This window comes from Vibrio sp. QJM3NY_35, assembly GCF_057785915.1.
Genome location: NZ_CM173507.1, coordinates 2,878,113 through 2,903,596 on the forward strand (window position 1 = coordinate 2,878,113; position 25,484 = coordinate 2,903,596).

Consider the following 25,484-nt stretch of genomic DNA (forward strand, 5'->3'; position numbering starts at 1 on the left):
TTCACCCGTCCTCACCTTCCCAAGACCAATGTCTATATATGACAAAAAAACACATACTCCGCGTCAGGGCGAAGCAATAAAAAATTAACCAAGGAGTCTAACGCCACCATTAGACTTCTTGGTTAATCTCAATCAAACCTTGTTTAAACACGCTTCCAATAGGCAAAATAAAAGATGCCCAATCAACTGATTGGGCATCTTTGTATCAATTACTTAAGCTTAAAGACGCTCTTCTAGCCAAGTACGCACAGATTTAAGTGCTTCTGGCAGTGCTTCAACGTCAGTACCGCCCGCTTGAGCCATATCTGGACGACCGCCACCTTTACCGCCAACTTGCTCAGCAACCATCTTAACAAGGTCACCCGCTTTTACTTTGCCGATTAGGTCTTTGGTTACACCAGCAATCAAGCCAACTTTACCGTCTGCTACGTTTGCGATCAGGATGATGCCGCTACCTACTTGGTTTTTAGCGTTATCAACCATAGTACGTAGGTTCTTGTTGTCTGCGCCTTCAATTGCAGCAACCAAAACTTTAGTACCAGAGATGTCTTCTACTTTGCCCATGATGTTTGCGCTTTCTGCAGCAGCCATCTTTTCTTTAAGCAGTTGGATTTCTTTCTCTAGAGATTTCGCTTTCTTAGCTGATTCAGCAAGCTTCTCTTCGTAAGCGTTAGCCTGAGCCTCTACTGCATCTAGAGCAGCTTCACCCGTTACCGCTTCAATACGACGAATACCCGCAGCAATACCACCTTCAGAGGTGATCTTGAATAGGCCGATATCACCCGTGTTACTTGCGTGGATACCACCACAAAGCTCAGTAGAGAAATCGCCCATAGATAGAACGCGCACTTCATCATCGTACTTCTCGCCAAACAGTGCCATTGCACCTTTTTCTTTCGCTGACTCGATATCCATGATGTTGGTTTCAATCACGTGGTTCTTACGAACTTGTGCGTTAACCAAACGCTCTACTTCTTTAATCTGTGCCGGTGTTACCGCTTCAAGGTTAGAAAAGTCAAAACGTAGGTTATCTGGCTTAACTAAAGAACCTTTCTGAGCAACGTGCTCACCTAGAACTTCGCGCAATGCAGAGTGAAGTAAGTGAGTTGCAGAGTGATTTAGTGAGATAGCAGCACGACGCTCAGCATCAACCGTTGCTTCTACTTTATCGCCCTTAGCAAATACACCTTCAACTAGCTCACCGTGGTGTGCAAATGCGTTACCTAGCTTCTGAGTATCTTGTACTTTGAAAAGACCCGACGCTGTTTTTAGTGTACCAGCATCACCACATTGACCGCCTGACTCAGCGTAGAATGGTGTCTCTTCAAGGATGATGATTGCTTTGTCGCCAGCCGATAGTGAAGATACCTCTTCGCCGTCCACAAATAGCGCAGAGATTTCACCAGCACCTTCAGTTGCTGTGTAACCACAGAACTCTGTGTTCGTATCTACTTTGATCGTCGCGTTGTAATCAGTGCCGAATTGGCCAGCTTCACGAGCACGCTTACGCTGTGCTTCCATCGCCTTCTCAAAGCCTTCTTCATCGATAGTAAAGTCGCGTTCACGAGCTACATCGTTAGTAAGGTCAGCTGGGAAGCCGTATGTGTCGTAAAGTTTGAAAACTGTTTCGCCGTCAAGCTCTTTGCCTTCAAGTGCGTCTAGTGCGTCATTAAGAATAACCATGCCGCGCTCTAGAGTACGACCAAAATTCTCTTCTTCAATGCGAAGTACTTTTTCAACAAGCTCTTGCTGTTTCTTAAGTTCATCTGCCGCAGAGCCCATCACTTCAGCCAGTACACCCACAAGTTTGTGGAAGAACACGCCTTGTGCGCCAAGCTTGTTACCGTGACGAACTGCACGACGAATAATACGACGTAGAACGTAGCCACGACCTTCGTTTGAAGGCATAACGCCGTCAGCGATTAGGAATGAACAAGAACGGATGTGGTCAGCAATAACGCGTAGCGATTGGTTAGATAGATCGTCATGACCCACAACTTCCGCTGTCGCTTTGATTAGCTTTTGAAATACATCAATTTCGTAGTTAGAGTGAACGCCCTGCATGATTGCAGAAATACGCTCAATACCCATACCTGTATCTACAGCAGGCTTAGGTAGCGGTTCCATTGTACCGTCAGCGTGACGGTTGAACTGCATGAATACGTTGTTCCAGATCTCGATGAAACGGTCACCATCTTCTTCAGGTGTGCCAGGACGGCCGCCCCAGATGTGCTCACCGTGATCGTAGAAGATTTCAGTACATGGACCACAAGGACCTGTGTCACCCATCGTCCAGAAGTTATCAGACTCGAACTGTTTACCGCCTTCTTTGTCGCCAATGCGAACGATACGGTCAGCAGGAACACCTACTTTCTTGTTCCAGATATCGAATGCTTCATCATCTGTCTCGTATACCGTTACCAGCAGGCGGTCTTTTGGCAGTTGAAGAGTCTCAGTCAGGAATTCCCAAGCAAAACCAATCGCTTCTTCTTTGAAGTAGTCGCCAAAGCTGAAGTTGCCTAGCATTTCGAAGAACGTGTGGTGACGAGCCGTGAAACCTACGTTTTCAAGGTCATTGTGTTTACCACCCGCACGTACACAACGCTGAGCCGTAGTTGCTCGAGTGTAGGCACGCTTTTCGGCGCCTAAGAAGCAATCTTTGAATTGGTTCATACCTGCGTTAGTGAATAGCAGGGTTGGATCGTTATGTGGAACTAACGATGAACTGTCTACGATTTGGTGTTCTTTGCTCTCAAAGAACTTAAGGAACGCGTTGCGAACCTCATCAGTGCTCATATACATGCAGCTCTTCCTGAAAATAGTCGAGTTAGAATTTTGCCGTATTGTAGATCATGGTTAAGGCTTCGACTAGTTTTCTTGTAGAAAAGACACCCTTGGGCAGGATTTTAGTAGGCATTCGATAAAATGAAGAATATTCCACTATATCTAGCCGTGGAAAAGCAGAACTAAATTGACGACCTAATACCGAAGAAACTCAGTCAACGAAAGAGAGTTGACCAAAGACATGCTCGACGGAGCTGCTCCAATAAAAAAGCCCCGCATAAAATATGCGAGGCTTTAAGTTCTTTCAAAGCGGATGCTTCTTTCAAACATCCACTCTATAAAACGTAAGCTTATAGCTCTTCGTTTTCTTCTTTCTCTGCGTCTTTCTCTTCAAGAACAGCAGGAGTCAGTAGTAACTCACGAAGTTTAGTATCGATCTCTAGAGCAACTTCTGGGTTTTCACGTAGGTATTTACCAGCGTTAGCTTTACCTTGGCCGATCTTATCGCCTTTGTAGCTGTACCAAGCGCCCGCTTTTTCTACTAGCTTATTCTTAACACCTAAGTCGATAAGCTCACCTTCGCGGTTAAAGCCTTTACCGTAAAGGATTTGAGTTTCAGCTTGTTTAAATGGTGCTGCAATCTTGTTCTTAACAACCTTGATACGAGTTTCGTTACCAACAACTTCATCACCATCTTTAATCGCACCAGTACGGCGAATATCAAGACGAACAGATGCGTAGAACTTAAGTGCGTTACCACCTGTTGTTGTTTCTGGGTTACCGAACATCACACCAATCTTCATACGAATTTGGTTAATGAAGATAGCCATACAGTTAGACTGCTTAAGGTTACCCGTCAGCTTACGCATTGCTTGAGAAAGCATACGAGCCTGAAGACCCATGTGGCTATCGCCCATTTCGCCTTCGATTTCTGCTTTTGGTGTTAGTGCTGCTACTGAGTCAATAACAAGAACGTCGATTGCACCTGAACGAGCCAATGCATCACAGATTTCAAGCGCTTGCTCACCCGTATCTGGTTGAGAAACAAGAAGTGCATCGATATCAACACCAAGCTTTTGAGCATAGATAGGGTCTAGTGCGTGCTCCGCATCAACGAATGCACACGTTTTGCCCACTTTCTGTGCTGCAGCAATAAGCTCAAGCGTTAGCGTTGTTTTACCTGATGATTCAGGACCGTAAACTTCTACGATACGTCCCATCGGTAGGCCACCAGCACCTAGTGCGATATCTAGAGATAGAGAACCTGTAGAAATAGTTTCTACGTCCATTGTGCGGTTATCACCAAGACGCATGATAGAACCTTTACCAAATTGCTTTTCAATCTGACCAAGGGCTGCGGCTAACGCTTTTTGTTTATTCTCGTCCATTTCTATCTCCACATAATCGGTTGTCTCAACAAGCGATCTAGAATCTATTTCTAACCCACATAGGGGTGACTAATTGGCTTTCATTATACTGTTGATTCATACAGTGTCTATACCTGTATGAAAATAATTTGTACAAATGTTACTTACCTTCCATTGATAGGTAATCATAAATAACTTGCAGGGCATGGTGCGTGGCTTGTTGGCGTACTTGTGATCTGTCGCCTGTAAATACATGCGTTTCTACTTTATCCCAGCCATTTAGCGCTTTCCACGCGAAGCATACTGTACCAACAGGCTTATCTTTGGTCGCGCCGCCTGGGCCAGCAATACCACTGATTGATACAGAGATAGTCCCGTTTGAATGTTGCAATGCCCCGCTCGCCATTTCTATTACGACAGGCTCACTCACAGCGCCGAACTCAATTAAGGTTTTAAGTTGTACACCTATCATCTCTTGTTTGGCTTCATTGCTGTACGTAACAAAAGCGCGATCAAACCACCCAGAGCTGCCCGCAATATCGGTGACAGCTGTTGCTACACCGCCGCCAGTGCAAGATTCAGCCGTCACTAACACGTGTTTGTGTTTAGCGAGTAAATGTCCGAGCTGTTCACTAAGGTCTTGAGTCATCTGCATCATCAGCTTCCCTTTATTTACTGTCATATCATTTGGATTCGCATCTTTTCGCATCAGCCGCTTTTCGCACGAAACGCTTTCACGTATCCTAAGCCGCAATAGAAATAAACGAAAGAAGTTAACTGTGAAAGCCGATCAAAAACATACTCCTATGATGCAGCAGTACCTAAAACTGAAAGCAGAAAACCCAGAAATTCTGCTGTTCTACCGCATGGGCGATTTCTACGAGCTTTTCTACGATGATGCTAAAAAAGCTTCTCAACTCCTCGATATTTCACTGACTAAACGCGGTTCATCAAACGGTGAACCTATTCCTATGGCGGGTGTTCCTTACCATGCCGTTGAAGGGTACCTTGCAAAGTTAGTGCAACTTGGTGAATCCGTAGCAATTTGTGAACAGATTGGTAATCCAGCAACTTCAAAAGGCCCTGTTGAGCGAGCTGTTGTACGTATCGTTACACCCGGTACCGTGACCGATGAGGCATTACTTTCTGAGCGCGTTGATAACCTGATTGCTGCCATCTACCATCACAACGGTAAGTTTGGTTACGCGACATTGGATATTACCTCCGGTCGATTCCAACTTTGTGAGCCAGAAACCGAAGAAGCAATGGCCGCAGAACTGCAGAGAACCTCGCCTCGTGAGCTACTGTTCCCTGAAGATTTCGAGCCAGTCAATCTAATGGCAAGCCGTAATGGCAACCGCCGCCGCCCTATATGGGAATTTGAATTAGACACCGCTAAGCAGCAATTGAATAAGCAGTTTGGTACTCGCGATCTGGTTGGCTTTGGCGTAGAAAGCGCGAAACTGGGTCTATGTGCGGCTGGTTGTTTGATCCAATATGTGAAAGATACCCAACGTACTGCCCTTCCACATATCCGTTCTTTGACGATGGATAAGCAAGATCACTCGGTGATCCTTGATGCTGCGACTCGACGCAATCTAGAGATCACGCAAAATCTTGGTGGTGGTACTGATAACACCCTTGCCGAAGTACTTGATCACACTGCGACAGCAATGGGTAGCCGTATGCTTAAGCGCTGGTTACATCAACCAATGCGCAATATCTCTGCACTCGATCAGCGCCTAGATGCGATTGGTGAAATGAAAGATTTGGCTCTATTCACAGAGCTACAGCCAACCTTAAAGCAGATTGGTGATATTGAACGTATTCTTGCTCGGTTAGCACTTCGCTCTGCTCGTCCACGTGATATGGCGCGTCTTCGCCAAGCAATGGAATATTTGCCAGAGCTTGCTGAAACACTGACGCAACTGAAGCACCCATACCTAACTCAACTTGCTCAATATGCTTCTCCTGTGGATGAGGTTTCTGAGCTGCTTGAGCGTGCAATCAAAGAGAACCCACCGGTCGTTATCCGTGACGGTGGTGTGATTGCAGAAGGCTACAATGCCGAGTTAGACGAATGGCGCGACCTTGCAGCAGGCGCAACCGAGTTTCTTGATAAGCTTGAGCAAGAAGAGCGTGAACGTCATGGCATCGACACGCTAAAAGTTGGCTACAACAACGTACATGGTTTCTTCATTCAAGTAAGCCGTGGGCAAAGCCATCTTGTGCCGCCACACTATGTTCGTCGTCAAACGCTGAAAAATGCTGAGCGTTACATCATTCCTGAGCTAAAAGAGCACGAAGACAAAGTACTTAACTCTAAGTCGAAAGCACTCGCTATCGAGAAACAGCTGTGGGAAGAGTTGTTTGACTTACTACTGCCGTATCTAGAGCGCCTACAAAATATCGCCTCTTCAGTATCTCAGCTTGATGTTCTACAGAACTTAGCTGAACGTGCAGACACCCTTGATTACTGTCGTCCAACCATGACAGAGTCTGCTGGTGTACAAATTCAGGCGGGTCGTCACCCCGTAGTTGAACAAGTGATGGACGAACCCTTTATTGCTAACCCTATCGACCTCAACGATCAACGTAAGATGCTGATCATTACAGGCCCAAACATGGGTGGTAAGTCGACCTACATGCGTCAGACCGCACTCATTGCGCTGATGGCTCATATCGGTTGTTATGTTCCAGCAGAAAGCGCGACGATTGGTTCTATCGACCGTATCTTTACTCGTATTGGCGCATCCGATGATTTGGCTTCGGGTCGTTCAACCTTCATGGTTGAGATGACAGAAACCGCAAACATTCTGCACAACGCGACACCAAATAGCCTTGTGCTAATGGACGAAATCGGCCGTGGTACCAGTACTTACGATGGTCTATCACTGGCGTGGGCAAGCGCGGAATGGCTAGCGAATCAGATCAATGCGATGACTCTGTTTGCAACGCACTATTTTGAGCTAACTGAACTGCCGAACCAACTTCCAACGCTGGCCAACGTCCACTTAGACGCAGTAGAACACGGCGACAGCATTGCCTTTATGCACGCAGTTCAAGAAGGCGCGGCAAGTAAATCTTACGGCCTAGCAGTTGCAGGGTTAGCGGGTGTACCAAAAGCAGTGATCAAGAACGCTCGCGCGAAGCTAACACAGCTCGAGGCATTGAGTATTGAGTCTCCGACATCGAAGCCAAGTGGTGTTGATATCGCGAACCAACTTAGCCTGATCCCTGAACCGAGTGAAGTGGAGCAAGCACTAGCGAATGTTGATCCTGATGATCTAACTCCTCGCCAAGCATTAGAAGAACTTTACCGCTTGAAGAAGCTGCTTTAGTTTCTTACCAAGTAGCTTGTTATGGCCGTACTGCTATTTTCATTAGACGGCATGAAATACCAAAGCCACAAACAAAAAAACGCTGACTTAAAGTCAGCGTTTTTATTTGTCTTCTATTTAGAGAAGCATCATCCGTTCAATTAGTCGTTTTCTACGTTGAACAGGTTTTCCATGTTCAGACCTTGCTTGATCAGAATCTCACGTAGACGGCGAAGACCTTCAACTTGGATTTGACGAACTCGCTCACGAGTCAGGCTGATTTCACGGCCAACTTCTTCTAGCGTTGACGGTTCATAGCCTAGTAGTCCAAATCGACGTGCAAGCACTTCTTTCTGCTTCGGATTCAGTTCATCAAGCCAGAATATCAGTGAGTTCTTGATATCGCTATCTTGAGTTGAAACCTCAGGATCTGAATTGTTGATGTCTGGAATAATATCCAACAGTGCTTTCTCACCGTCACCACCAATTGGCGTATCAACAGAGCTCACTCGTTCGTTTAGACGAAGCATCTTACTCACATCACCAACAGGCTTATCTAGCTTAGAAGCAATTTCTTCCGCCGTTGGTTCATGATCAAGTTTTTGTGATAGCTCTCTTGCGGTACGCAGATAGATGTTCAGCTCTTTCACAACATGGATTGGCAAACGGATAGTGCGAGTCTGATTCATTAACGCACGTTCAATGGTTTGACGAATCCACCATGTCGCGTAAGTTGAGAAGCGGAAGCCACGCTCTGGATCAAACTTCTCTACGGCGCGAATTAAACCTAGGTTGCCTTCTTCGATTAGATCGAGAAGTGCAAGGCCGCGGTTGCTATAACGACGTGAAATTTTTACCACCAAACGCAGGTTACTTTCGATCATGCGTTTACGTGCTGCTTCATCACCGCGTAGAGCTCGACGTGCGTATAGCACTTCTTCTTCAGCGGTTAGTAGTGGTGAGAAACCGATTTCGCCTAAGTAGAGTTGAGTGGCATCTAAACTTTTAGACGTAACTTCAACTTCTTCTTTTGCTTCGGTTTTCTTAGTGACTGTTCGTTTTGCTTTTCCAAGAGCTTCCGGTTCCGTGGTTGCTTGGTCAAGATCGAACTCTTCTTTGGTTACTGCATTGCTTATACTCATAACGCCTCCCCCTGGCGAAATTAGCATGACATTACAACTTCATATGTCGCTAAATGACTATGTCACTCCATACAATACGTAATTTTTGCATATTGTATTTAAGGTAAATATCGTTTTGGATTAACGGATTTACCTTGGTAACGAATCTCAAAGTGCAGCCTAACACTGCTGGCTCCAGAACTTCCCATTGTTGCAATCTTCTGCCCTGGTTTCACACTTTGCCCTTCAGATACTAATAGTCGGTCGTTATGCGCGTATGCACTTAAGTAATTATCATTGTGCTTCACAATCACTAGATTGCCGTAGCCTCGTAGTGCATTACCCGAATAAACAACCGTTCCCCCTGCAGTAGATACTATTGGCTGACCTCGCTGTCCTGCTATGTCTATGCCTTTATTTCCTTGTTCGCCTACAGAGAAATTCTTGATTACTCTCCCTTTAGTTGGCCATAACCATTTGGATACTTTATCACTTGTTGGTTTGGTGGACGGTGTAACATTCTGTTTACCTTTAGAACCAACATACTCCTTTGATTTGGATTGTTCAACCTTCTTTGGTGGATCTTTTTTCACCACTTTGGTGGTAGTTTGAGCTGGAGCCGGTTTAGAGTTTTTGCTCTTTTGTGGTGTGGTTTTTGGTTTACTTGCCGTAGATGACGTTGTGGATGCGGCGACAGGCGCAGCAACTGCTGCTGCCGCTACCGTTGACTTACCATACGCTGGCGCGTTGTAGCTAGGACGCCATAACTTAAGCTTCTGCCCTGGGTGGATAGTGTAAGGAGCAGACAACTTGTTATAACCGATGAGGTCTTTAACGTCTTTATTGGTGACATAAGCAATGAAGTAAAGGGTGTCGCCTTTTTTAACTTCATAGTAACTGCCACGATAACTACCACGATCAATCGATGAGTAATTCTTGTTTAGGTTTGAAACGGGCGCAGGCGAATTCGCTGCACACCCAACAAGGGCACAGCTAAGCAGTAAAGTACTTCCTTTTAACAACTTCGAACGCATCGACTCTCTATCCACCTACACCAATAGTCTTGTTATTAAGCTAGTTCACCAGGAACAAGAGGTACAAATCTCACCATTTCGATAACACTCGATAAAAATTCATCGCCGTGACGAACGATCTTCAACAGTTGTTGTTCATCATCCCCTACAGGAATCAGTAAACGACCACCATCTTTCAGCTGTTGCAGAAGCGCTTGAGGAATCGACTCTGCAGCAGCGGTAACAATAATCGCATCAAAAGGCGCCTTTGAAGACCACCCTTGCCAACCATCACCGTGCTTAGTTGAAATATTGTAGAAATCGAGTTGCTTCAACCTGCGTTTAGCATCCCATTGTAGCGACTTTATTCTTTCAACCGAATAGACATGATCAACAAGCTGAGCCAATACCGCGGTTTGGTAGCCAGAACCCGTTCCAATCTCCAAAACGCGGCTATCTTGTTGTAACTCAAGCAGCTCTGTCATTTTGGCAACAATGTATGGTTGGGAGATTGTCTGACCCTGTCCGATCGGCAGCGCATTATTGTCATAAGCTTGATGGTACATCGCCTGTGATAAAAAGCTCTCTCTCGGCAGTTGGTAAATAGCATCAAGAACCTTTTGATCTCGGATGCCATTTTCAATCAGAAAAGTAATTAAGCGCTCGGCTTGTGGATTGCTCACTTACTTCTCCCCTAACCATGTTGTCATCGCACCTAACGACTCGTGTGCCGTTAGATCAACTTGTAACGGTGTTACCGATACAAAGCCATGCTCGATTGCGTAAAAATCGGTACCTTCGCCGGCATCTTGCTCTTTGCCCGGAGGGCCGAGCCAATAGATATCGTGACCACGAGGGTCTTTTTGCTTAATCATATCTTCAGAGTGATGACGAGCACCTAAGCGTGTCACCTGAGTACCAGACAGTTGTTCTAAGGCTAAATCAGGAACGTTCACGTTCAATAAGCGATTGGTCGGGATTGGGTTTGCTAAATGTTGTTCGACAATACGACGAGCAATCGCTGCCGCTGTCTTAAAATGTTTTTTACCCACTAACGAAAACGCCACCGATTGAACGCCTAGAAAGTGCCCTTCCATTGCTGCTGCCACCGTACCTGAATAAAGCACGTCATCACCAAGGTTAGCACCGTGATTAATGCCCGTTAAAACCAGATCGGGCATATCGTTCTTTAGCAGTTCATTTAATGCGAAATGTACACAATCAGTCGGCGTGCCTTGTACCGAGTAGGTATTTTCTGCAATTTCTTGAACGCGCAAAGGTTGTTCTAAAGTTAATGAATTTGAAGCACCTGAGCGATTACGGTCAGGTGCCACAATGATAACTTCAGCAAGATCACGTAATTCATTTGCTAGCTCATGAATACCTTGAGCATGCACACCATCATCGTTGCTGAGTAAAATCTTCATCTTGTATCCTTTCTTTTGTTCCAATGCCAAGTGACTAAATTCCAATATCAAGTGACTTAGCTCCAAGCAGAATCGTTATTGCTCGTAGCTTCTTTCTACGTGTACTTCTTCAACCAATTCGCGAACGATCGCTGTTGCGAAACAACCCGCATCAAGAGAGAACTTAAGCGTGACATTATCTTCGTTCACTTCCCAAGTTAAATCCGTTAGTTTCAGTGACGCTTCACGGCGATCATGGCGCATACGGTTACCACGAATCAGAGCCATTAGATCCGGTTCAGCATCAAGGTGTTTCTGCTCTAGAGCTTGAGACTCATCAGTCGTTGGTAAAGCATTATCGCCAGCCAAAGCAACGGTCATCAAAACAGACCCGTTCGCGATGTCTTGGTTTACAGCTTCAATGTTGTCAGCCGTTACCGTTAGTTGAGCGCCGTCTTTCACCACGATATCGCCAACCAATGCTGATGCAAACGCATCTTGCTCAATACGGTCAGAAAGGATCAGGTTGTAAATCCACGAACGAGCTGCAGAAAGGTACAAGCTGCGCTTATTCTGGTTACGAGTACGAACGTTATCGCGGCCCCAACGACGAGCTTCAGATAGGTTGTTACCTTCATTACCAAAACGCTGAGCACCAAAGTAGTTTGGCACGCCCACTTGAGCGACTTTTTCCAAACGCTTTACCACATCTTCACAATCCGTTACTTCAGACAAGGTCAACTCAAATTGGTTGCCAACTAAATCGCCCGGACGTAACTTTTTGTTATGACGTGCTGTCGCTAGGATTTCAATACTTGGGTATTGTGCTAAGAACGCTGAAAAGTCAGGCTCACCTTTCGGTAGATGCACGCTCAACCACTGCTCTGTCACAGCGTGACGGTCTTTCAAACCCGCCCAGCTCACGTCTTTCGACTTAACACCGCAAGCTTTAGCCAGCTCGTTTGCTACGAAACTCGTGTTTTCACCAGTTTTACGAATACGAACCATTAGGTGCTCGCCTTCACCAGTAAACTCAAAACCCAAGTCTTCATTAACGACAAAGTGTTCGGCTTTTGCTTTTAGTTTTGCTTTCGCAGTTGGTTTACCGTTTAGATAAGCCAATGAAGATAAAATATCTGACATGCTGTTCTTTTCGTGTTGGTGCTTACGCACTTTTAGTAATTAGGACCACCGCTTCACATGCGATGCCCTCTTTGCGACCAGTAAAACCTAAACGCTCAGTAGTCGTCGCTTTTACATTCACATTGCTAATGCTGGTTTCTAGGTCTTGAGCAATAGCTTGGCACATAGAGTCTATATGAGGGGCCATCTTTGGAGCTTGCGCCATGATAGTAATATCGGCATTACCAATCACGTAACCTTGTTCTTTTACTCGACGGTAAACATCTTTCAGTAGTTCACGACTATCCGCGCCTTTCCATTCATCGTCAGTGTCTGGGAAATGACGACCAATATCGCCCGCTGCGATCGCACCTAACAGAGCGTCACACAAAGCATGAAGGGCAACGTCACCATCTGAATGTGCGATAAGACCTTGTTCGTAAGGGATGCTCACACCACCAATAATTACCGGACCTTCACCACCAAACTTATGTACATCAAAGCCATGGCCAATACGAATCATCATTATTCATTATTCCTTATTCCTTATTCTGACTTAAATAGAACTCAGCAAGCGCTAAATCTTCAGGCTGAGTAATCTTAAAATTATCTGAGCGCCCTGCCACTAAAGCGGGCGATAAACCTTTCCATTCAAAGGCTGAGGCTTCATCAGTAATTGAAGCGCCTTGTTGCAACGCCTCACTTAATACCTTCCACAGAGGCTTTGCTCTGAACATTTGTGGCGTAAGTGCATGCCATAAATCGGCACGCTCAACGGTATGCTCAATCTGCCCTTGGGCACCGCGCTTCATCGTGTCACGCACTGGAGCCGCTAAAATAGCGCCCACATCATGGCTCATTGCACCGGAAATTAGCTTGTCGATATCACTTAGCTGAACACACGGCCTTGCCGCATCGTGAACCATTACCCAATCACTAAGCTGCTGCTCAGCGATATAGTTTAGCGCAGAGAGTACAGAGTCTGCTCGCTCGCTTCCGCCTGACACTCTGATCACTTGCGGGTTCAGGTTGAGTGCTAGATCAGGGTAGTATGGGTCATCATCGCTGATCGCAACGACAATTTGAGCGACTTGTGGGTGAGACAGTAATTTCTCAATGGTGTGCTCTAAAATTGTTTTGCCGTGAATCTTGAGATATTGCTTAGGGCGGTCTGCCTTCATTCGGCTACCGACGCCCGCCGCAGGTACAACGGCAATCACGCTTTGAAGTTGAGTCGACATTAATGGGATTCCTCACCAATGATACGATAAAACGTTTCACCTTCTTTGACCATTCCAAGTTCATGACGTGCGCGTTCTTCTATCGCGTCTAAGCCTTGGCGTAGATCGTCAATTTCAGCAAACATTTCTGCATTTCGAATATGCAGCTTTTCATTTACTTGCTGTTGAACTTGGATTTCGTTGTTCACACCGTAGTAATCAGAGATACCATTTTTACCGAGCCACAGTGTGTGTTGTAGCCAGCCAAACACTATGAGCAGTACTAAAGCAAAAATTCGCATAACACCTTTCGCCGGTTGAAAAAGAAGGAACTAGAATAAGGCACATATATACCATAATGAGCTTATTGGTGCGAGATATGTGGTGTCAGGGAATCAATAAGTCGGGGAATTATTGTTATTCGAAATCCACAATGAGATTCCCGACTCCCTCCTCCGTCGGTCTCGAGAATGACGGGTAATACAAATCACTGCAGACAAAAAACTCAAAGAGATAGCACCTTCCCTAAGCCACATACTCTCGTCATTCCCAAGAAGAAGGAACGACTGAGTTGGGAATCTATGGAGTCAAAGGTAAATAAGAGATTCCCTATTCCTTCCTTCGTCAGTCTAGGGAATGACGAATTTTAGGCAAAAAAATGCCCCGCATAAGCGAGGCATTTAAAAAGCTTAGATTAACAATTCGCTAGGAATTATTGACCTTTAACTTCTTTAAGACCGTTGTAAGGAGCTTTAGAACCTAGAGCTTCTTCGATACGGATAAGTTGGTTGTACTTAGCAACACGGTCAGAACGGCTCATAGAACCAGTTTTGATTTGACCTGCAGCTGTACCTACCGCTAGATCAGCGATAGTTGCATCTTCAGTTTCGCCAGAACGGTGAGAGATTACTGCAGTGTAGCCAGCGTCTTTAGCCATCTTGATAGCAGCTAGAGTCTCTGTTAGAGAACCGATTTGGTTGAACTTGATAAGGATAGAGTTAGCTACGCCTTTCTCGATACCTTCAGCAAGAATCTTAGTGTTTGTAACGAACAGATCGTCACCAACGATTTGAAGCTTGTCGCCTAGAAGTTCAGTTTGGTGCTTGAAGCCATCCCAATCTGACTCGTCAAGACCGTCTTCGATAGAAACGATTGGGAAGTTGTTCGCTAGCTCAGCTAGGTAGTGGTTGAACTCTTCAGAAGTGAAAGTTTTACCTTCGCCCTTCATGTTGTAGATGCCAGCTTCTTTGTCGAAGAACTCAGATGCTGCACAGTCCATAGCAAGAGTAACGTCTTTACCTAGTTCGTAACCAGCAGCTGCAACAGCTTCTGCGATAACTTCTAGAGCTTCAGCGTTAGATTTAAGGTTAGGAGCGAAACCACCTTCATCACCAACTGCAGTGCTGTAGCCTTTAGACTTAAGAACTTTAGCTAGGTTGTGGAATACTTCAGCGCCGATACGTAGACCTTCTTTAAGAGTTTTAGCGCCAACTGGTTGGATCATGAACTCTTGGATGTCAACGTTGTTATCTGCGTGCTCACCACCGTTGATGATGTTCATCATTGGTAGAGGCATAGAGAACTGACCAGCAGTACCGTTTAGCTCAGCGATGTGCTCGTATAGAGGCATGCCTTTCGCAGCAGCAGCAGCTTTTGCGTTAGCTAGAGATACAGCTAGGATAGCGTTCGCGCCGAACTTAGACTTGTTATCAGTACCGTCTAGGTCAAGCATGATTTGGTCAACGTCAGCTTGTGCTTTAGCGTCAGAACCAACTAGAGCTTCAGCGATTGGGCCGTTTACAGCTTCAATAGCTTTAAGAACACCTTTACCTAGGAAACGTGATTTGTCGCCGTCACGTAGCTCAAGAGCTTCGCGAGAACCAGTAGATGCGCCAGATGGAGCAGCAGCCATACCTACGAAACCGCCTTCTAGGTGTACTTCAGCTTCTACAGTTGGGTTACCACGTGAATCGATGATTTCACGACCTAGAACTTTAACGATCTTAGACATTGAATGTTTCCTTCTCGTTGAATATATAAATGTCAAATTTAAAGGTAGCAGCACAACTTACGCAGCTACCTGTATTCCTTTTTACTTCTCTAACTCGCCGCGCTGGAACTCGCCAGCCGCTTTAACGAAACCTGCAAACAATGGATGACCATCGCGAGGTGTTGAAGTGAACTCTGGGTGGAATTGAGCAGCAACAAACCATGGGTGGTTCGGGTTCTCAATAACTTCAACCAGTTTCTTGTCCGCAGATAGACCCGATACTTTTAGGCCCGCTTTTTCGATTTGTGGACGAAGATTGTTGTTCACTTCGTAACGGTGACGGTGACGTTCATGGATCGTCGCGCTACCGTATAATTCGTATGCTTTAGTCCCTTTAGCAAGGTGACAAAGCTGTGAACCAAGACGCATCGTGCCGCCTAGGTCAGATGATTCTGTACGCTCTTCAACTTTACCTTCGCCATCAGTCCATTCAGTGATAAGGCCAACAACTGGGTACTTAGTTTCAGTACAGAATTCAGAAGAGTGTGCCCCTTCCATTTTCGCAACGTTACGAGCGTACTCGATAAGCGCTACTTGCATACCTAGACAGATACCTAAGTACGGTACTTTGTTTTCACGAGCGTATTGAGCAGCAAGAATCTTACCTTCAACACCACGGTCACCAAAGCCACCAGGAACTAGGATTGCATCTAGGCCTTCTAAAACTTCTACGCCACGAGACTCAACGTCTTGTGAATCTACGTATTTAATATTAACGCTTAGGCGGTTTTTCAAGCCTGCGTGTTTTAGCGCTTCATTTACTGATTTGTATGCATCTGGTAGTTCAATGTACTTACCAACCATACCAATCGTCACTTCACCCGTTGGGTTAGCTTCTTCGTAAATTACTTGTTCCCATTCAGACAGATCTGCTTCTGGAGCTGTGATGCCAAAACGCTTACATACAAGTTCATCAGTGCCTTGAGCTTTAATAAGCTGAGGGATCTTGTAGATAGAGTCAACATCGCGCATAGAAATAACTGCATTTTCTTGCACATTACAGAACAGAGCAATTTTCTTACGCTCGTTCGAAGGAATGTTGCGGTCTGAACGACAAACTAGGATGTCTGGCTGAATACCAATAGACAGCAACTCTTTTACAGAGTGTTGCGTCGGCTTAGTTTTCACTTCGCCCGCAGCTGCTAGGTATGGCACTAGAGTAAGGTGCATGAACATTGCGCGTTCACGGCCTAGTTCTACTGCTAGCTGACGAATCGCTTCCATGAATGGTAGAGATTCGATATCACCAACCGTACCACCAACTTCAACGATCGCGATATCGTGGCCAGCTGCGCCAGAAATAACACGCTCTTTAATAGAGTTAGTGATGTGTGGGATAACCTGAATTGTTGCACCTAGGTAATCACCGCGACGCTCTTTAGCGAGTACGTCTGAGTAAACACGACCTGCAGTGAAGTTGTTACGCTTAGTCATCTTGGTGCGAATGAATCGCTCATAGTGACCAAGGTCAAGGTCTGTTTCAGCGCCATCTTCCGTAACGAACACTTCACCGTGCTGAGTCGGGCTCATAGTGCCTGGATCAACGTTGATGTAAGGGTCAAGCTTCATCATAGTCACTTTAAGACCACGAGCTTCTAAAATAGCCGCAAGAGATGCTGCAGCAATACCTTTACCTAGAGAGGATACAACCCCGCCAGTAACAAAAATGTAATTTGTCGTCATGTTTAACCTGAAATTGGTTGAATGAGGGAAATGGACTACTTCTGGACGGGATGAAAATATACCAGAAGCCCCTTATCGCCACAACGTGAAATCTATCACACTGCTATTTTTTATTTTTTGCTTCAAATCAATTCATGATAAAAGCTTTGGTTATCTTTTCTCCGCCACTTTGACTTCATCCCACATGGAATCAAGCTGTTGTAGTGAAAAATCGGTCAAATTTTTATCTTGCTGACGAACTTTTTGTTCCACCCCTTTAAAGCGACGTGAAAACTTCAGATTGGCTTTGTTCAGCGCCGTTTCTGGATTTTTACCTAAATGTCGCACCAAATTGACCGTCGCAAACAGCAAATCACCCAACTCTTCTTCAACCAAATCTTCGTTAGGTGTGACTTGAAGCGCCTCTTCCAACACCTCGTCAACTTCCTCTAAAACCTTATCAGCGACTGGGCCAATCGAGTCCCAGTCAAAGCCATATTTCGCGACCTGCTTTTGAATCTTTGTAGCACGCGAAAGTGCAGGTAGAGAGTTTGGTATTGAGTCTAGAATACTTTCTTGAGTTTTGCCTGCTTGTGCTTTTTCTTTGGCTTTTTCCGCTTCCCAGTTGGCATTGATTTCTTCATCACTGGCAAACTCGGTATCAGAGAACACGTGCGGGTGACGTCGTGTTAGCTTCTCATTGATACCATCAACCACATCAGAGAACTCAAACAGCCCCTGCTCTTTCGCTAGCTGACTATAGAAAATCACCTGAAACAACAAGTCTCCTAACTCTTCTTGTAGATTCGGCCAATCTTTGTTGTGAATCGCATCCACCACTTCGTAGGTCTCTTCGATAGTATGCGGCACAATTGTTTCAAAATTTTGTTTTAAATCCCAAGGACAGCCACCTTCTGGATCGCGCAGCTTAGTCATGATCTGTTCAAGTTGTTCAATCGGGTGATTCATCGTTTTCTTCCTATTACTGTCTTTGATTTTTAAATTTATAACGTCTGCTAAAACTAAAAAAGGTGAGCAGCCAAAACCACTCACCTTTGTTGATACTGTCTAATTCTCTAAATTCCGCATCTTTCACTAAGCAGTTGTTACTTTAACAAGGCAACAAGCTTTCGCGATTCCTGAGCATAGCTCGCCTATGTGATGGTACAAGAAAGCGCAGTTAACGCAGTAAACGCAGTAAAAGTGACTAATGCAACGTGAAAGTTAGCCTAGGCGTTTAACCGACATGACATCTTTAATTTGCTCTACTCGACTGGTCACTCGACTCAGAATCTCAATATTGGTCACTTCCAAATCGAAATCCATTACCGATAGCTGACGTTTATAGTCGATGCGGCTCTTCATTGTCGTCACGCTGATCTTCTCGTTCGAGAACAGTGAGGTGATGTCTTTCAGCAAGCCATTACGCTCCAGTGCTTCAACACGCAGCGTTAGGATGTAAGAACCGACGAAGCCATTGCCCCAGACTGTATCAATAATACGTTCTGGTGCGTGCAGGCTTAGCTCACTCAACTGTTCACAGTCAGCACGGTGAACTGAGATACCACGACCTTGAGTGATGTAACCTTTAATCACATCACCAGGGATTGGCTGACAGCAACGAGCTAGGTGTGTCATTAAGTTATCAACGCCCTCAACCACTACCGCGTCTTTCTTTGGACGACTCTGTTGTGCTGGTTTGTTTTCCGACTCAAGCAGTTTCTCTAGCGCTTTCTTGTCTTCTTCTTCCGCCGTAGGCTTATTCACCAACGCATTGATGTGATTAACCACTTGGTTAATGCGCAAGTCGCCACTGCCGATACCAGCATAAAGCTCATCTGGCGTGTTGACGTTAAAGCGCCTCAGTGCGTATTGGTCGGCATCTTTTAAGGTTGCACCCACTTTCGCAAGTTCCGCCTCAAGGATGTCTCGACCCGCTTCGAGGTTCTTCTCACGACTTTGCGCGCGGAACCATGCGTTAATCTTCGCGCGAGCACGACCTGAATGAACAAAACCTGTGGTTGGGTTTAACCAATCACGTGATGGGTTCGGTTCTTTCTGAGTAATGATTTCAACCTGATCACCCATCGATAATTTATGAGTGAACGGTACGATACGGCCTGCTACTTTGGCACCGATACAGCGGTGTCCAACCATCGAGTGGATGTGGTAAGCGAAGTCCAGTGGGGTTGCACCCATAGGTAGATCGACCACGTCACCGCGCGGTGTAAAGGCATATACGCGATCATCAAATACTTGGCTACGAACTTCATCCAGCATCTCGCCAGAATCCGACATCTCTTCTTGCCAATCGATAAGTTTACGCAACCAAGTGATTTTCTCGTCGTAACCACTGCGTCCGCTTGAAGCACCTTCTTTGTACTTCCAGTGTGCAGCTACACCCAATTCAGAATCTTCGTGCATTTGCTTGGTACGGATTTGAATCTCAATGGTCTTACCTTCAGGGCCCAGAACCACGGTGTGAATAGACTGGTAACCATTTGGCTTAGGGTTCGCCACGTAGTCATCAAATTCACTTGGTAGATGTTTGTATTTGGTATGAACCACACCTAAGCCGGCATAGCAGTCTTGGAGCTGATCGGCGATGATACGTACCGCACGCACGTCAAAAAGCTCATCGAAGTCCAAGCCTTTCTTTTGCATCTTACGCCAGATACTGTAGATGTGTTTTGGTCGACCGCTGACTTCAGCATTGATGCTTGAACGCTTCATTTCAGCCGTTAAGTCGTCAACGAAATCTTTAATGTATTGTTCACGTACGATGCGACGCTCAGACAGCTGTTTAGCAATCTGCTTGTAAGTGTCTGGCTGTTGGTAGCGGAATGCGTAATCTTCGATTTCCCACTTAAGCTGACCAATACCTAAACGGTTAGCAAGCGGAGCGTAGATGTTAGAACACTCTTTTGCTGCCGCGCGACGCACAGCATCAGGCGCTTTTTTCACCTCAATAAGGTTACAGATTCGTTCAGCGAGTTTGATGACTACGCAGCGGAAGTCGTCGACCATTGCCAGTAACATACGGCGAACGTTATCAACTTGACCCGAGGCAGCACTGCCTTCAAGAGTCACGTTTAACTGGCCTAAGGCCGCCATTTCTTCAACGCCATCGATCAACTTTACGGTTTCTTTACCGTAGCTTTCTTCAAAAGCTTCACGCTCAAAAACGCCGCTTGAGACGACGGGGAAAAGTTGCGCTGCAATTAAAGTGGCACGGTCCATGGACAGCGTAACCAAGATTTCGATCATCTCGCGGCCACGCCAAAGCAAGAGCGACGCTTGCTCGTGATCTTTTAATAGCTCTTCACAGTGACGATAAACTTTGATCAGTTTATTCGAGGTTTTTGCGTCTTGATTCAATGACGCAATCCAACTTTCTAGCTCAAACTGTTCGCTTGGGTTTAAATGTGCGCTTCGTACCGCAACCATCATGCCTTCCTAGTTATTATGTTTTATACCCAATTCAATATGACTAACTGGTTCCAAGTTAGTTCGACCATATTGATATCAGCGCAGGCTTCCCTGCGCCTTTGTGATTCATTTGAAGCCTTGTTTAAGGGCCTCTAAGCCTTGATAAAGAGAGCCATCGATTCGAGATGACTGGTGTGTGGGAACATGTCCAACATACCCAGTTTGGCTAATTGATAGCCTTGTTTTTCTAAGCTCTCAGAATCTCTAGCTAGAGTAGCAGGATTACACGAAACATAAACCACACGCTTCGCTCCTAACGCTGAAATTTGATCAACGATCCCACTCGCTCCCGCACGTGCCGGGTCCAGCAATACTTTATCGAATTTCTCTTTTGCCCAAGGCTGTGAAGATAAGTCTTCTTCAAGGTTAGCTTGGTAAAATTCCGTATTACTTAACTGGTTTAACGCTGCATTAGATGTGGCTTGCTGAACCATTTCATCAACGCCTTCTACACCAACCACAAACGCCGATTGTTGCGCGATAGGCAAACTGAAGTTACCGAGACCACAAAATAGGTCGAGCACTCGCTCATCCGCTTGAGGCTCTAGCCACTCAATCGCTTGAGCCACCATCTGCTGATTCACTTTCTGGTTTACTTGGATAAAGTGGTTTGGCTCAAACGGTAACGTCACGCCAGTTTCGCTATAAGAAGGTGCATCGCCTACTAAGCGAACCAACTTATCGGTTTCAGGCATCGAGTACAGCGTAGCGCCTTCTTCTTTTGCTAACGCAATCAGCGCTTGCTCATCTTTTTCAACCAAAGGCTTAAGGTGACGTAGCACCATAACAGGGCCAGTATCGCCCAACACCAATTCAACGTGTCCTAAAGACGTAAGGCTGTTGAAAGTGTTCAGTAAATTTTTCAGTTTTGGCAGCAATACATTGAGGCGAGGATCAAGCACGGCACAGTCGATGATATTTTCAATCTGCTTACTCTGCTTCTTACGGAAACCAAACTGAAGCTGCTGTGTCTTTTTATCAACAAATAGGCTGATACGTGCGCGACGTCGATAACTGGTTTCATCACCAATAATAGGTTGTGCAACTTCAGTGTCAGCCGTTTGGTATTGGCTCATCAGGTGGGTCAGAGATTGCGATTTATGCTCAACCTGAGAAGAGTAACCAAGGTGTTGGAGGTGACAGCCACCACACTGATTAAAGTGCTTACAAAACGGCTTTAAACGCTGCTCGCTCGGCTTCAATAACTTGATGAGCTTAGCTCGCGAAAACTTACTTTTGCTCTCAGTCAGTTGAATAACCACCTGCTCACCGGGCAATGCGCCATCAATGAAAACCGGTTTATTCTTTTGATAAGCGATGCCAGCGCCATTGTGATCCATTCGTTCAACCAAAACCGATTGATGCTTGGTCTCGAGTTGAGTTTTCTTTTTTGGTTGGAAAAAACGTGCCATTGCTTGTGCCTAATGTATCTTTTAATAAGTAATTGGTATCCAGGACTCACTATTCTGTCTTGGAATCATTGTCGAACGTCACGGCTTTGATTAAGCTTACCGTTCACTTAACCGCCATTGTGTGCGTTATTTTCCCATATCCAGACCTCGATGTAATTAAAGAACATGACCAGATATGGCTTAAGAGCCCGTGTAATTACCTTAACTCTAGCTCCAACCCTGATTATTGGGTTGCTATTGAGTGCATTTTTCTCATTTAACCGCTATCAAGACCTTGAGGGTCAGGTGGTTAACACTGGTACTAGCATCATTGAACCACTTGCGATTGCGAGTGAATCAGGCATGAAGCTCGAAAGTCGAGAGTCTGTTCGTCAGCTTATTAGCTATGCGCATCGAAAGAACTCTAAGCTGGTGCGCAGTATCGCGGTGTTTGATGAACGTCATGAGTTATTTGTAACCTCAAACTTCCACCCCGATTTTGAAAGCCTAACCTATCCCAAAGATAAACCGATCCCGCATTTAAGCTCATCGAATCTGCTCGATAACACGCTGATCCTGCGGACGCCTATCATCGCCGAAGGCCAGTACATCAACTCAGCCAACGGTCAATCTCAAGCCAATCAAGCGATCGGCTATATTGCGATTGAGTTAGATCTGTCATCACTTCGATTGCAGCAATATCAAGAAGTATTCTCTGCCTTCTTGGTATTGATTCTCGGGCTTGGTTTATCGGGCGTGTTTGCGTTTCGCTTAATGCACGATGTGACTCAACCGATCACGCACATGAAAAATATGGTCGACCGAATTCGTCGTGGTCACCTAGATGTACGTATCGAAGGTAAGATGCATGGTGAGCTAGACTCACTGAAAAACGGTATCAATGCGATGGCGGTATCGCTATCAGAATATCACGTCGAGATGCAGCACAGTATCGACCAAGCCACATCAGACTTGCGTGAAACCCTTGAGCAACTAGAGATTCAAAACGTTGAGTTAGACATTGCGAAAAAACGCGCTCAAGAAGCGGCTCGTGTTAAATCTGAGTTCTTAGCGAATATGTCTCACGAACTGAGAACGCCTCTGAACGGTGTGATTGGCTTTACTCGTCAGATGCTCAAGACTCACCTATCGAACAGTCAAACCGATTACCTGCAAACCATTGAACGTTCGGCAAATAACCTGCTTAGCATCATCAACGATATCTTGGACTTCTCGAAACTTGAAGCCGGTAAATTAGCGCTAGAGAACATTCCATTTGAGTTCCAAGCCAGCCTTGAAGAGGTAGTAAACCTTCAAGCAACCAATGCTCATGAGAAAGGTCTAGAGCTGACACTGAAGATCGATCCTAAAGTGCCGCCAGGCGTGGTGGGTGATCCACTGCGTATTCAACAAATCCTGACTAACCTAGTGGGTAACTCAATTAAGTTTACCGAGCGCGGCAACATTGATATCAGCGTTGAGCTTCGCTCACAAAGCGAAGACAACATCGAGCTACAATTCATGGTTCGCGATACGGGTATTGGTATTTCTGAGCGTCAACAAGCTCAGCTGTTCCAAGCCTTCAGCCAAGCCGACGCAAGTATCTCTCGTCGTTATGGTGGTACAGGCTTAGGTCTGGTTATCACCCAAAAACTGGTCAGCCAAATGGGCGGAGAGATCAGCCTAACCAGTCGTCTGCACCAAGGTTCCACCTTCTGGTTCACCTTGAGACTATCAACGACTGATATGCCGATGACTGAGCTGATTGAGACTCAGTGTCTGCAAGACAAACAACTGCTGCTTATCGAGCCAAACATGCAAGCGGCATCGATTACTCAGCAAATCCTAACTCAAGAAGGCTTAGTGGTAACGTATCGTTCGGTGATGCCAGACGAGACCACCTCGTATGACTACGTTCTGCTTAACCTAGCCGCCAACCAAGAATATCAATTTGATACCGTGAGTGGTTGGGCGATAGGTGCGAAGAAGATTGCTCAAAACGTGATTATTGGTACACCAAGTACCGAGCTAGCGTTAGGTGAGCAACTAATGAAAGAGGTCGATGTTCAGTGCATCACTAAACCTCTTTCTCGTAAGAAGTTACTGCAAACTCTGGTATCGAATCAGGCACCAACCTTGATTGCACCAGCGATTGAGACACATTCAGAAGAGAAGCTTCCGCTTACGGTATTGGCGGTCGACGACAACCCAGCCAACCTAAAACTGATCACCGCACTGCTCAAAGAGCGAGTAGAAACCGTCATCAGTTGTACCAGTGGTCAGCAGGCGATAGACAAAGCGACAGAGACGCCATTTGACATCATCTTCATGGATATTCAAATGCCACAGATGGACGGTGTGACCGCTTGTCAGAACATCAAAAAACTGGCGAACAATGCGAACACGCCTGTAATTGCCGTGACTGCACATGCAATGATTGGCGAACGAGATCGACTGCTTGAAGCGGGCATGGATGACTACCTAACCAAACCGATTGAAGAGCATGTTTTACAACAGGTTCTGATTCATTGGAGCTCGACCTCTGAGGTTGAGCACATCGAAAAAATAGATCCAGACCACCCAGCGGTCTCTGCTGAAGTCGACAACGCTCCGGTGTCAGAAACTGAAGTCAGCGTGCACACAAACATCATCATTGATTGGCAAGCTGCGATGAAACAAGCCGCCAATAAAGAAGACCTCGCACGCGATATGTTGCAAATGCTCGTAGACTTTATTCCAGAGGTGTATGAGGCAGCAGACAAAGCGATAGAAGACAGTGACTACCCAGTTGAAGAGCTGATACACATCATCCACAAGATGCATGGCAGCAGCTCGTACAGTGGCGTACCAAGACTAAAATCGGTCTGTGCGACGATAGAGAAGGAGCTGCGTTCAGGCACTTCTGTTGAGGACATTGAACCGGAGCTGTTTGAGCTTCAAGATGAGCTAGATAAGGTTCAAGCGACGGCCATTCACTACTTGAAACCAACCAGTGAATAGATTGATTTAGCCTCAATTTCAAGGAAATAAAAAAGCAGAGCGTAATAAGCTCTGCTTTTTTGTTTGTTCTATTTACTCAGTAGTTAATGAACATCAGGATGAGTAGCGATTACGACTCAAAGAGTACCGTCGCCACGGCGTAATGACGCTCATCTGAAATAGTCAGGTGAATCGATGTTGTGCCACTCGCTTGTGCAATCTCTAAAGCTTTATTGTGTAAGCACAGCACCGGCTTACCATGCTCATCATTTGATATTTCAAAATCATGGAAGGTGACACCCATAGCAATGCCCGTGCCCAGCGCTTTTGATGCTGCTTCTTTGGCAGCAAAACGTTTAGCAAGATAGCGACCTTTTTGCTTGAGCTGCTGAAAAACTTCAAACTCAGATTCCGTAAGAATACGCTGAGCAAATGCCTCACCACTTCGTGATAATGCCTTTTCAACACGCTCAATTTCTGCGATATCTGTACCTAGTCCAACAACAGCCATGCTTACCCTACTACCAAACTTCTATCTATTAACTTTATCGATTCTACTG

General features: G+C 45.6%; 19 protein-coding genes. 2 read left to right on the top strand and 17 right to left on the bottom strand.

Going from position 1 to position 25,484, the window contains the following annotated elements; translation table 11 throughout:
* Positions 1-219: 219 nt before the first annotated feature.
* From alaS to pncC, 3 genes are all read right to left on the bottom strand, one after another.
* Complete coding sequence (gene alaS, locus AC3CH3_RS12895; protein WP_048615632.1) at positions 220-2,802, bottom strand: alanine--tRNA ligase; 2,583 nt, start codon at positions 2,800-2,802, stop codon at positions 220-222.
* A 332-nt stretch (positions 2,803-3,134) separates the two neighbouring features.
* On the bottom strand, positions 3,135-4,172 hold the full coding sequence (recA, locus tag AC3CH3_RS12900) for a recombinase RecA (protein ID WP_488537295.1): 1,038 nt from the start codon (positions 4,170-4,172) through the stop codon (positions 3,135-3,137).
* Positions 4,173-4,311: 139 nt separating this feature from the next.
* A complete protein-coding gene (gene pncC, locus AC3CH3_RS12905) occupies positions 4,312-4,806 on the bottom strand; it encodes a nicotinamide-nucleotide amidase (RefSeq protein ID WP_029405721.1) in 495 nt (164 codons plus the stop codon).
* A gap of 124 nt (positions 4,807-4,930) precedes the next feature.
* Between pncC and mutS the strand changes: the two genes are divergently transcribed.
* The gene (gene mutS, locus AC3CH3_RS12910) at positions 4,931-7,492 is read left to right on the top strand and encodes a DNA mismatch repair protein MutS (RefSeq protein WP_019826322.1); all 2,562 of its coding nucleotides are present in this window, start codon (positions 4,931-4,933) and stop codon (positions 7,490-7,492) included.
* Positions 7,493-7,632: 140 nt separating this feature from the next.
* Here mutS and rpoS read toward each other — a convergent pair whose 3' ends face one another.
* The 13 genes from rpoS to rlmD all read right to left on the bottom strand — a co-directional run bounded on the left by rpoS (position 7,633) and on the right by rlmD (position 21,966).
* Complete coding sequence (gene rpoS / locus AC3CH3_RS12915; RefSeq protein WP_017059027.1) at positions 7,633-8,613, bottom strand: RNA polymerase sigma factor RpoS; 981 nt, start codon at positions 8,611-8,613, stop codon at positions 7,633-7,635.
* A gap of 98 nt (positions 8,614-8,711) precedes the next feature.
* Entirely contained in the window at positions 8,712-9,626 is a 915-nt protein-coding gene (nlpD, locus tag AC3CH3_RS12920) for a murein hydrolase activator NlpD (protein WP_061038629.1), read from the bottom strand.
* A 35-nt stretch (positions 9,627-9,661) separates the two neighbouring features.
* Positions 9,662-10,288 carry a protein-L-isoaspartate(D-aspartate) O-methyltransferase gene (locus AC3CH3_RS12925; protein WP_019826319.1) on the bottom strand — a complete coding sequence of 209 codons (627 nt, stop codon included), beginning with the start codon at positions 10,286-10,288 and terminating at the stop codon, positions 9,662-9,664.
* Entirely contained in the window at positions 10,289-11,032 is a 744-nt protein-coding gene (gene surE / locus AC3CH3_RS12930) for a 5'/3'-nucleotidase SurE (protein WP_488537296.1), read from the bottom strand. It abuts the gene before it with no gap.
* A gap of 75 nt (positions 11,033-11,107) precedes the next feature.
* Positions 11,108-12,154 (bottom strand): tRNA pseudouridine(13) synthase TruD, encoded by a 1,047-nt coding sequence (gene truD, locus AC3CH3_RS12935; protein WP_488537297.1) that lies wholly within the window; start codon positions 12,152-12,154, stop codon positions 11,108-11,110.
* Between the two features lie 22 nt (positions 12,155-12,176).
* Positions 12,177-12,656: a 2-C-methyl-D-erythritol 2,4-cyclodiphosphate synthase gene (gene ispF / locus AC3CH3_RS12940; protein ID WP_004739053.1), complete on the bottom strand. Its 480-nt coding sequence runs from the start codon at positions 12,654-12,656 to the stop codon at positions 12,177-12,179.
* 16 nt (positions 12,657-12,672) lie between these two features.
* Positions 12,673-13,374, bottom strand: coding sequence for a 2-C-methyl-D-erythritol 4-phosphate cytidylyltransferase (gene ispD, locus AC3CH3_RS12945; RefSeq protein ID WP_019826314.1), 702 nt, complete (start codon positions 13,372-13,374; stop codon positions 12,673-12,675).
* A complete protein-coding gene (ftsB, locus tag AC3CH3_RS12950; RefSeq protein WP_010435786.1) occupies positions 13,374-13,655 on the bottom strand; it encodes a cell division protein FtsB in 282 nt (93 codons plus the stop codon). Before ftsB ends, ispD begins: the two co-directional genes overlap by 1 nt.
* Positions 13,656-14,065: 410 nt before the next feature.
* Positions 14,066-15,364: a phosphopyruvate hydratase gene (eno, locus tag AC3CH3_RS12955; RefSeq protein ID WP_050711946.1), complete on the bottom strand. Its 1,299-nt coding sequence runs from the start codon at positions 15,362-15,364 to the stop codon at positions 14,066-14,068.
* An 81-nt stretch (positions 15,365-15,445) separates the two neighbouring features.
* Entirely contained in the window at positions 15,446-17,086 is a 1,641-nt protein-coding gene (gene pyrG / locus AC3CH3_RS12960; protein WP_017629586.1) for a CTP synthase, read from the bottom strand.
* A 150-nt stretch (positions 17,087-17,236) separates the two neighbouring features.
* Positions 17,237-18,034: a nucleoside triphosphate pyrophosphohydrolase gene (gene mazG / locus AC3CH3_RS12965; RefSeq protein ID WP_488537298.1), complete on the bottom strand. Its 798-nt coding sequence runs from the start codon at positions 18,032-18,034 to the stop codon at positions 17,237-17,239.
* 255 nt (positions 18,035-18,289) lie between these two features.
* Positions 18,290-20,512 (bottom strand): GTP diphosphokinase, encoded by a 2,223-nt coding sequence (relA, locus tag AC3CH3_RS12970; RefSeq protein ID WP_029405716.1) that lies wholly within the window; start codon positions 20,510-20,512, stop codon positions 18,290-18,292.
* 134 nt (positions 20,513-20,646) lie between these two features.
* The gene (gene rlmD, locus AC3CH3_RS12975; protein WP_488537299.1) at positions 20,647-21,966 is read right to left on the bottom strand and encodes a 23S rRNA (uracil(1939)-C(5))-methyltransferase RlmD; all 1,320 of its coding nucleotides are present in this window, start codon (positions 21,964-21,966) and stop codon (positions 20,647-20,649) included.
* 165 nt (positions 21,967-22,131) lie between these two features.
* Here rlmD and barA point away from each other — a divergent pair, with 165 nt between their 5' ends.
* Entirely contained in the window at positions 22,132-24,945 is a 2,814-nt protein-coding gene (gene barA / locus AC3CH3_RS12980; protein ID WP_019826305.1) for a two-component sensor histidine kinase BarA, read from the top strand.
* A 109-nt stretch (positions 24,946-25,054) separates the two neighbouring features.
* Here the strand turns inward: barA and acpS are convergent, their stop codons facing one another.
* Positions 25,055-25,435 (bottom strand): holo-ACP synthase, encoded by a 381-nt coding sequence (acpS, locus tag AC3CH3_RS12985; RefSeq protein ID WP_488537300.1) that lies wholly within the window; start codon positions 25,433-25,435, stop codon positions 25,055-25,057.
* Positions 25,436-25,484 lie beyond the last annotated feature (49 nt).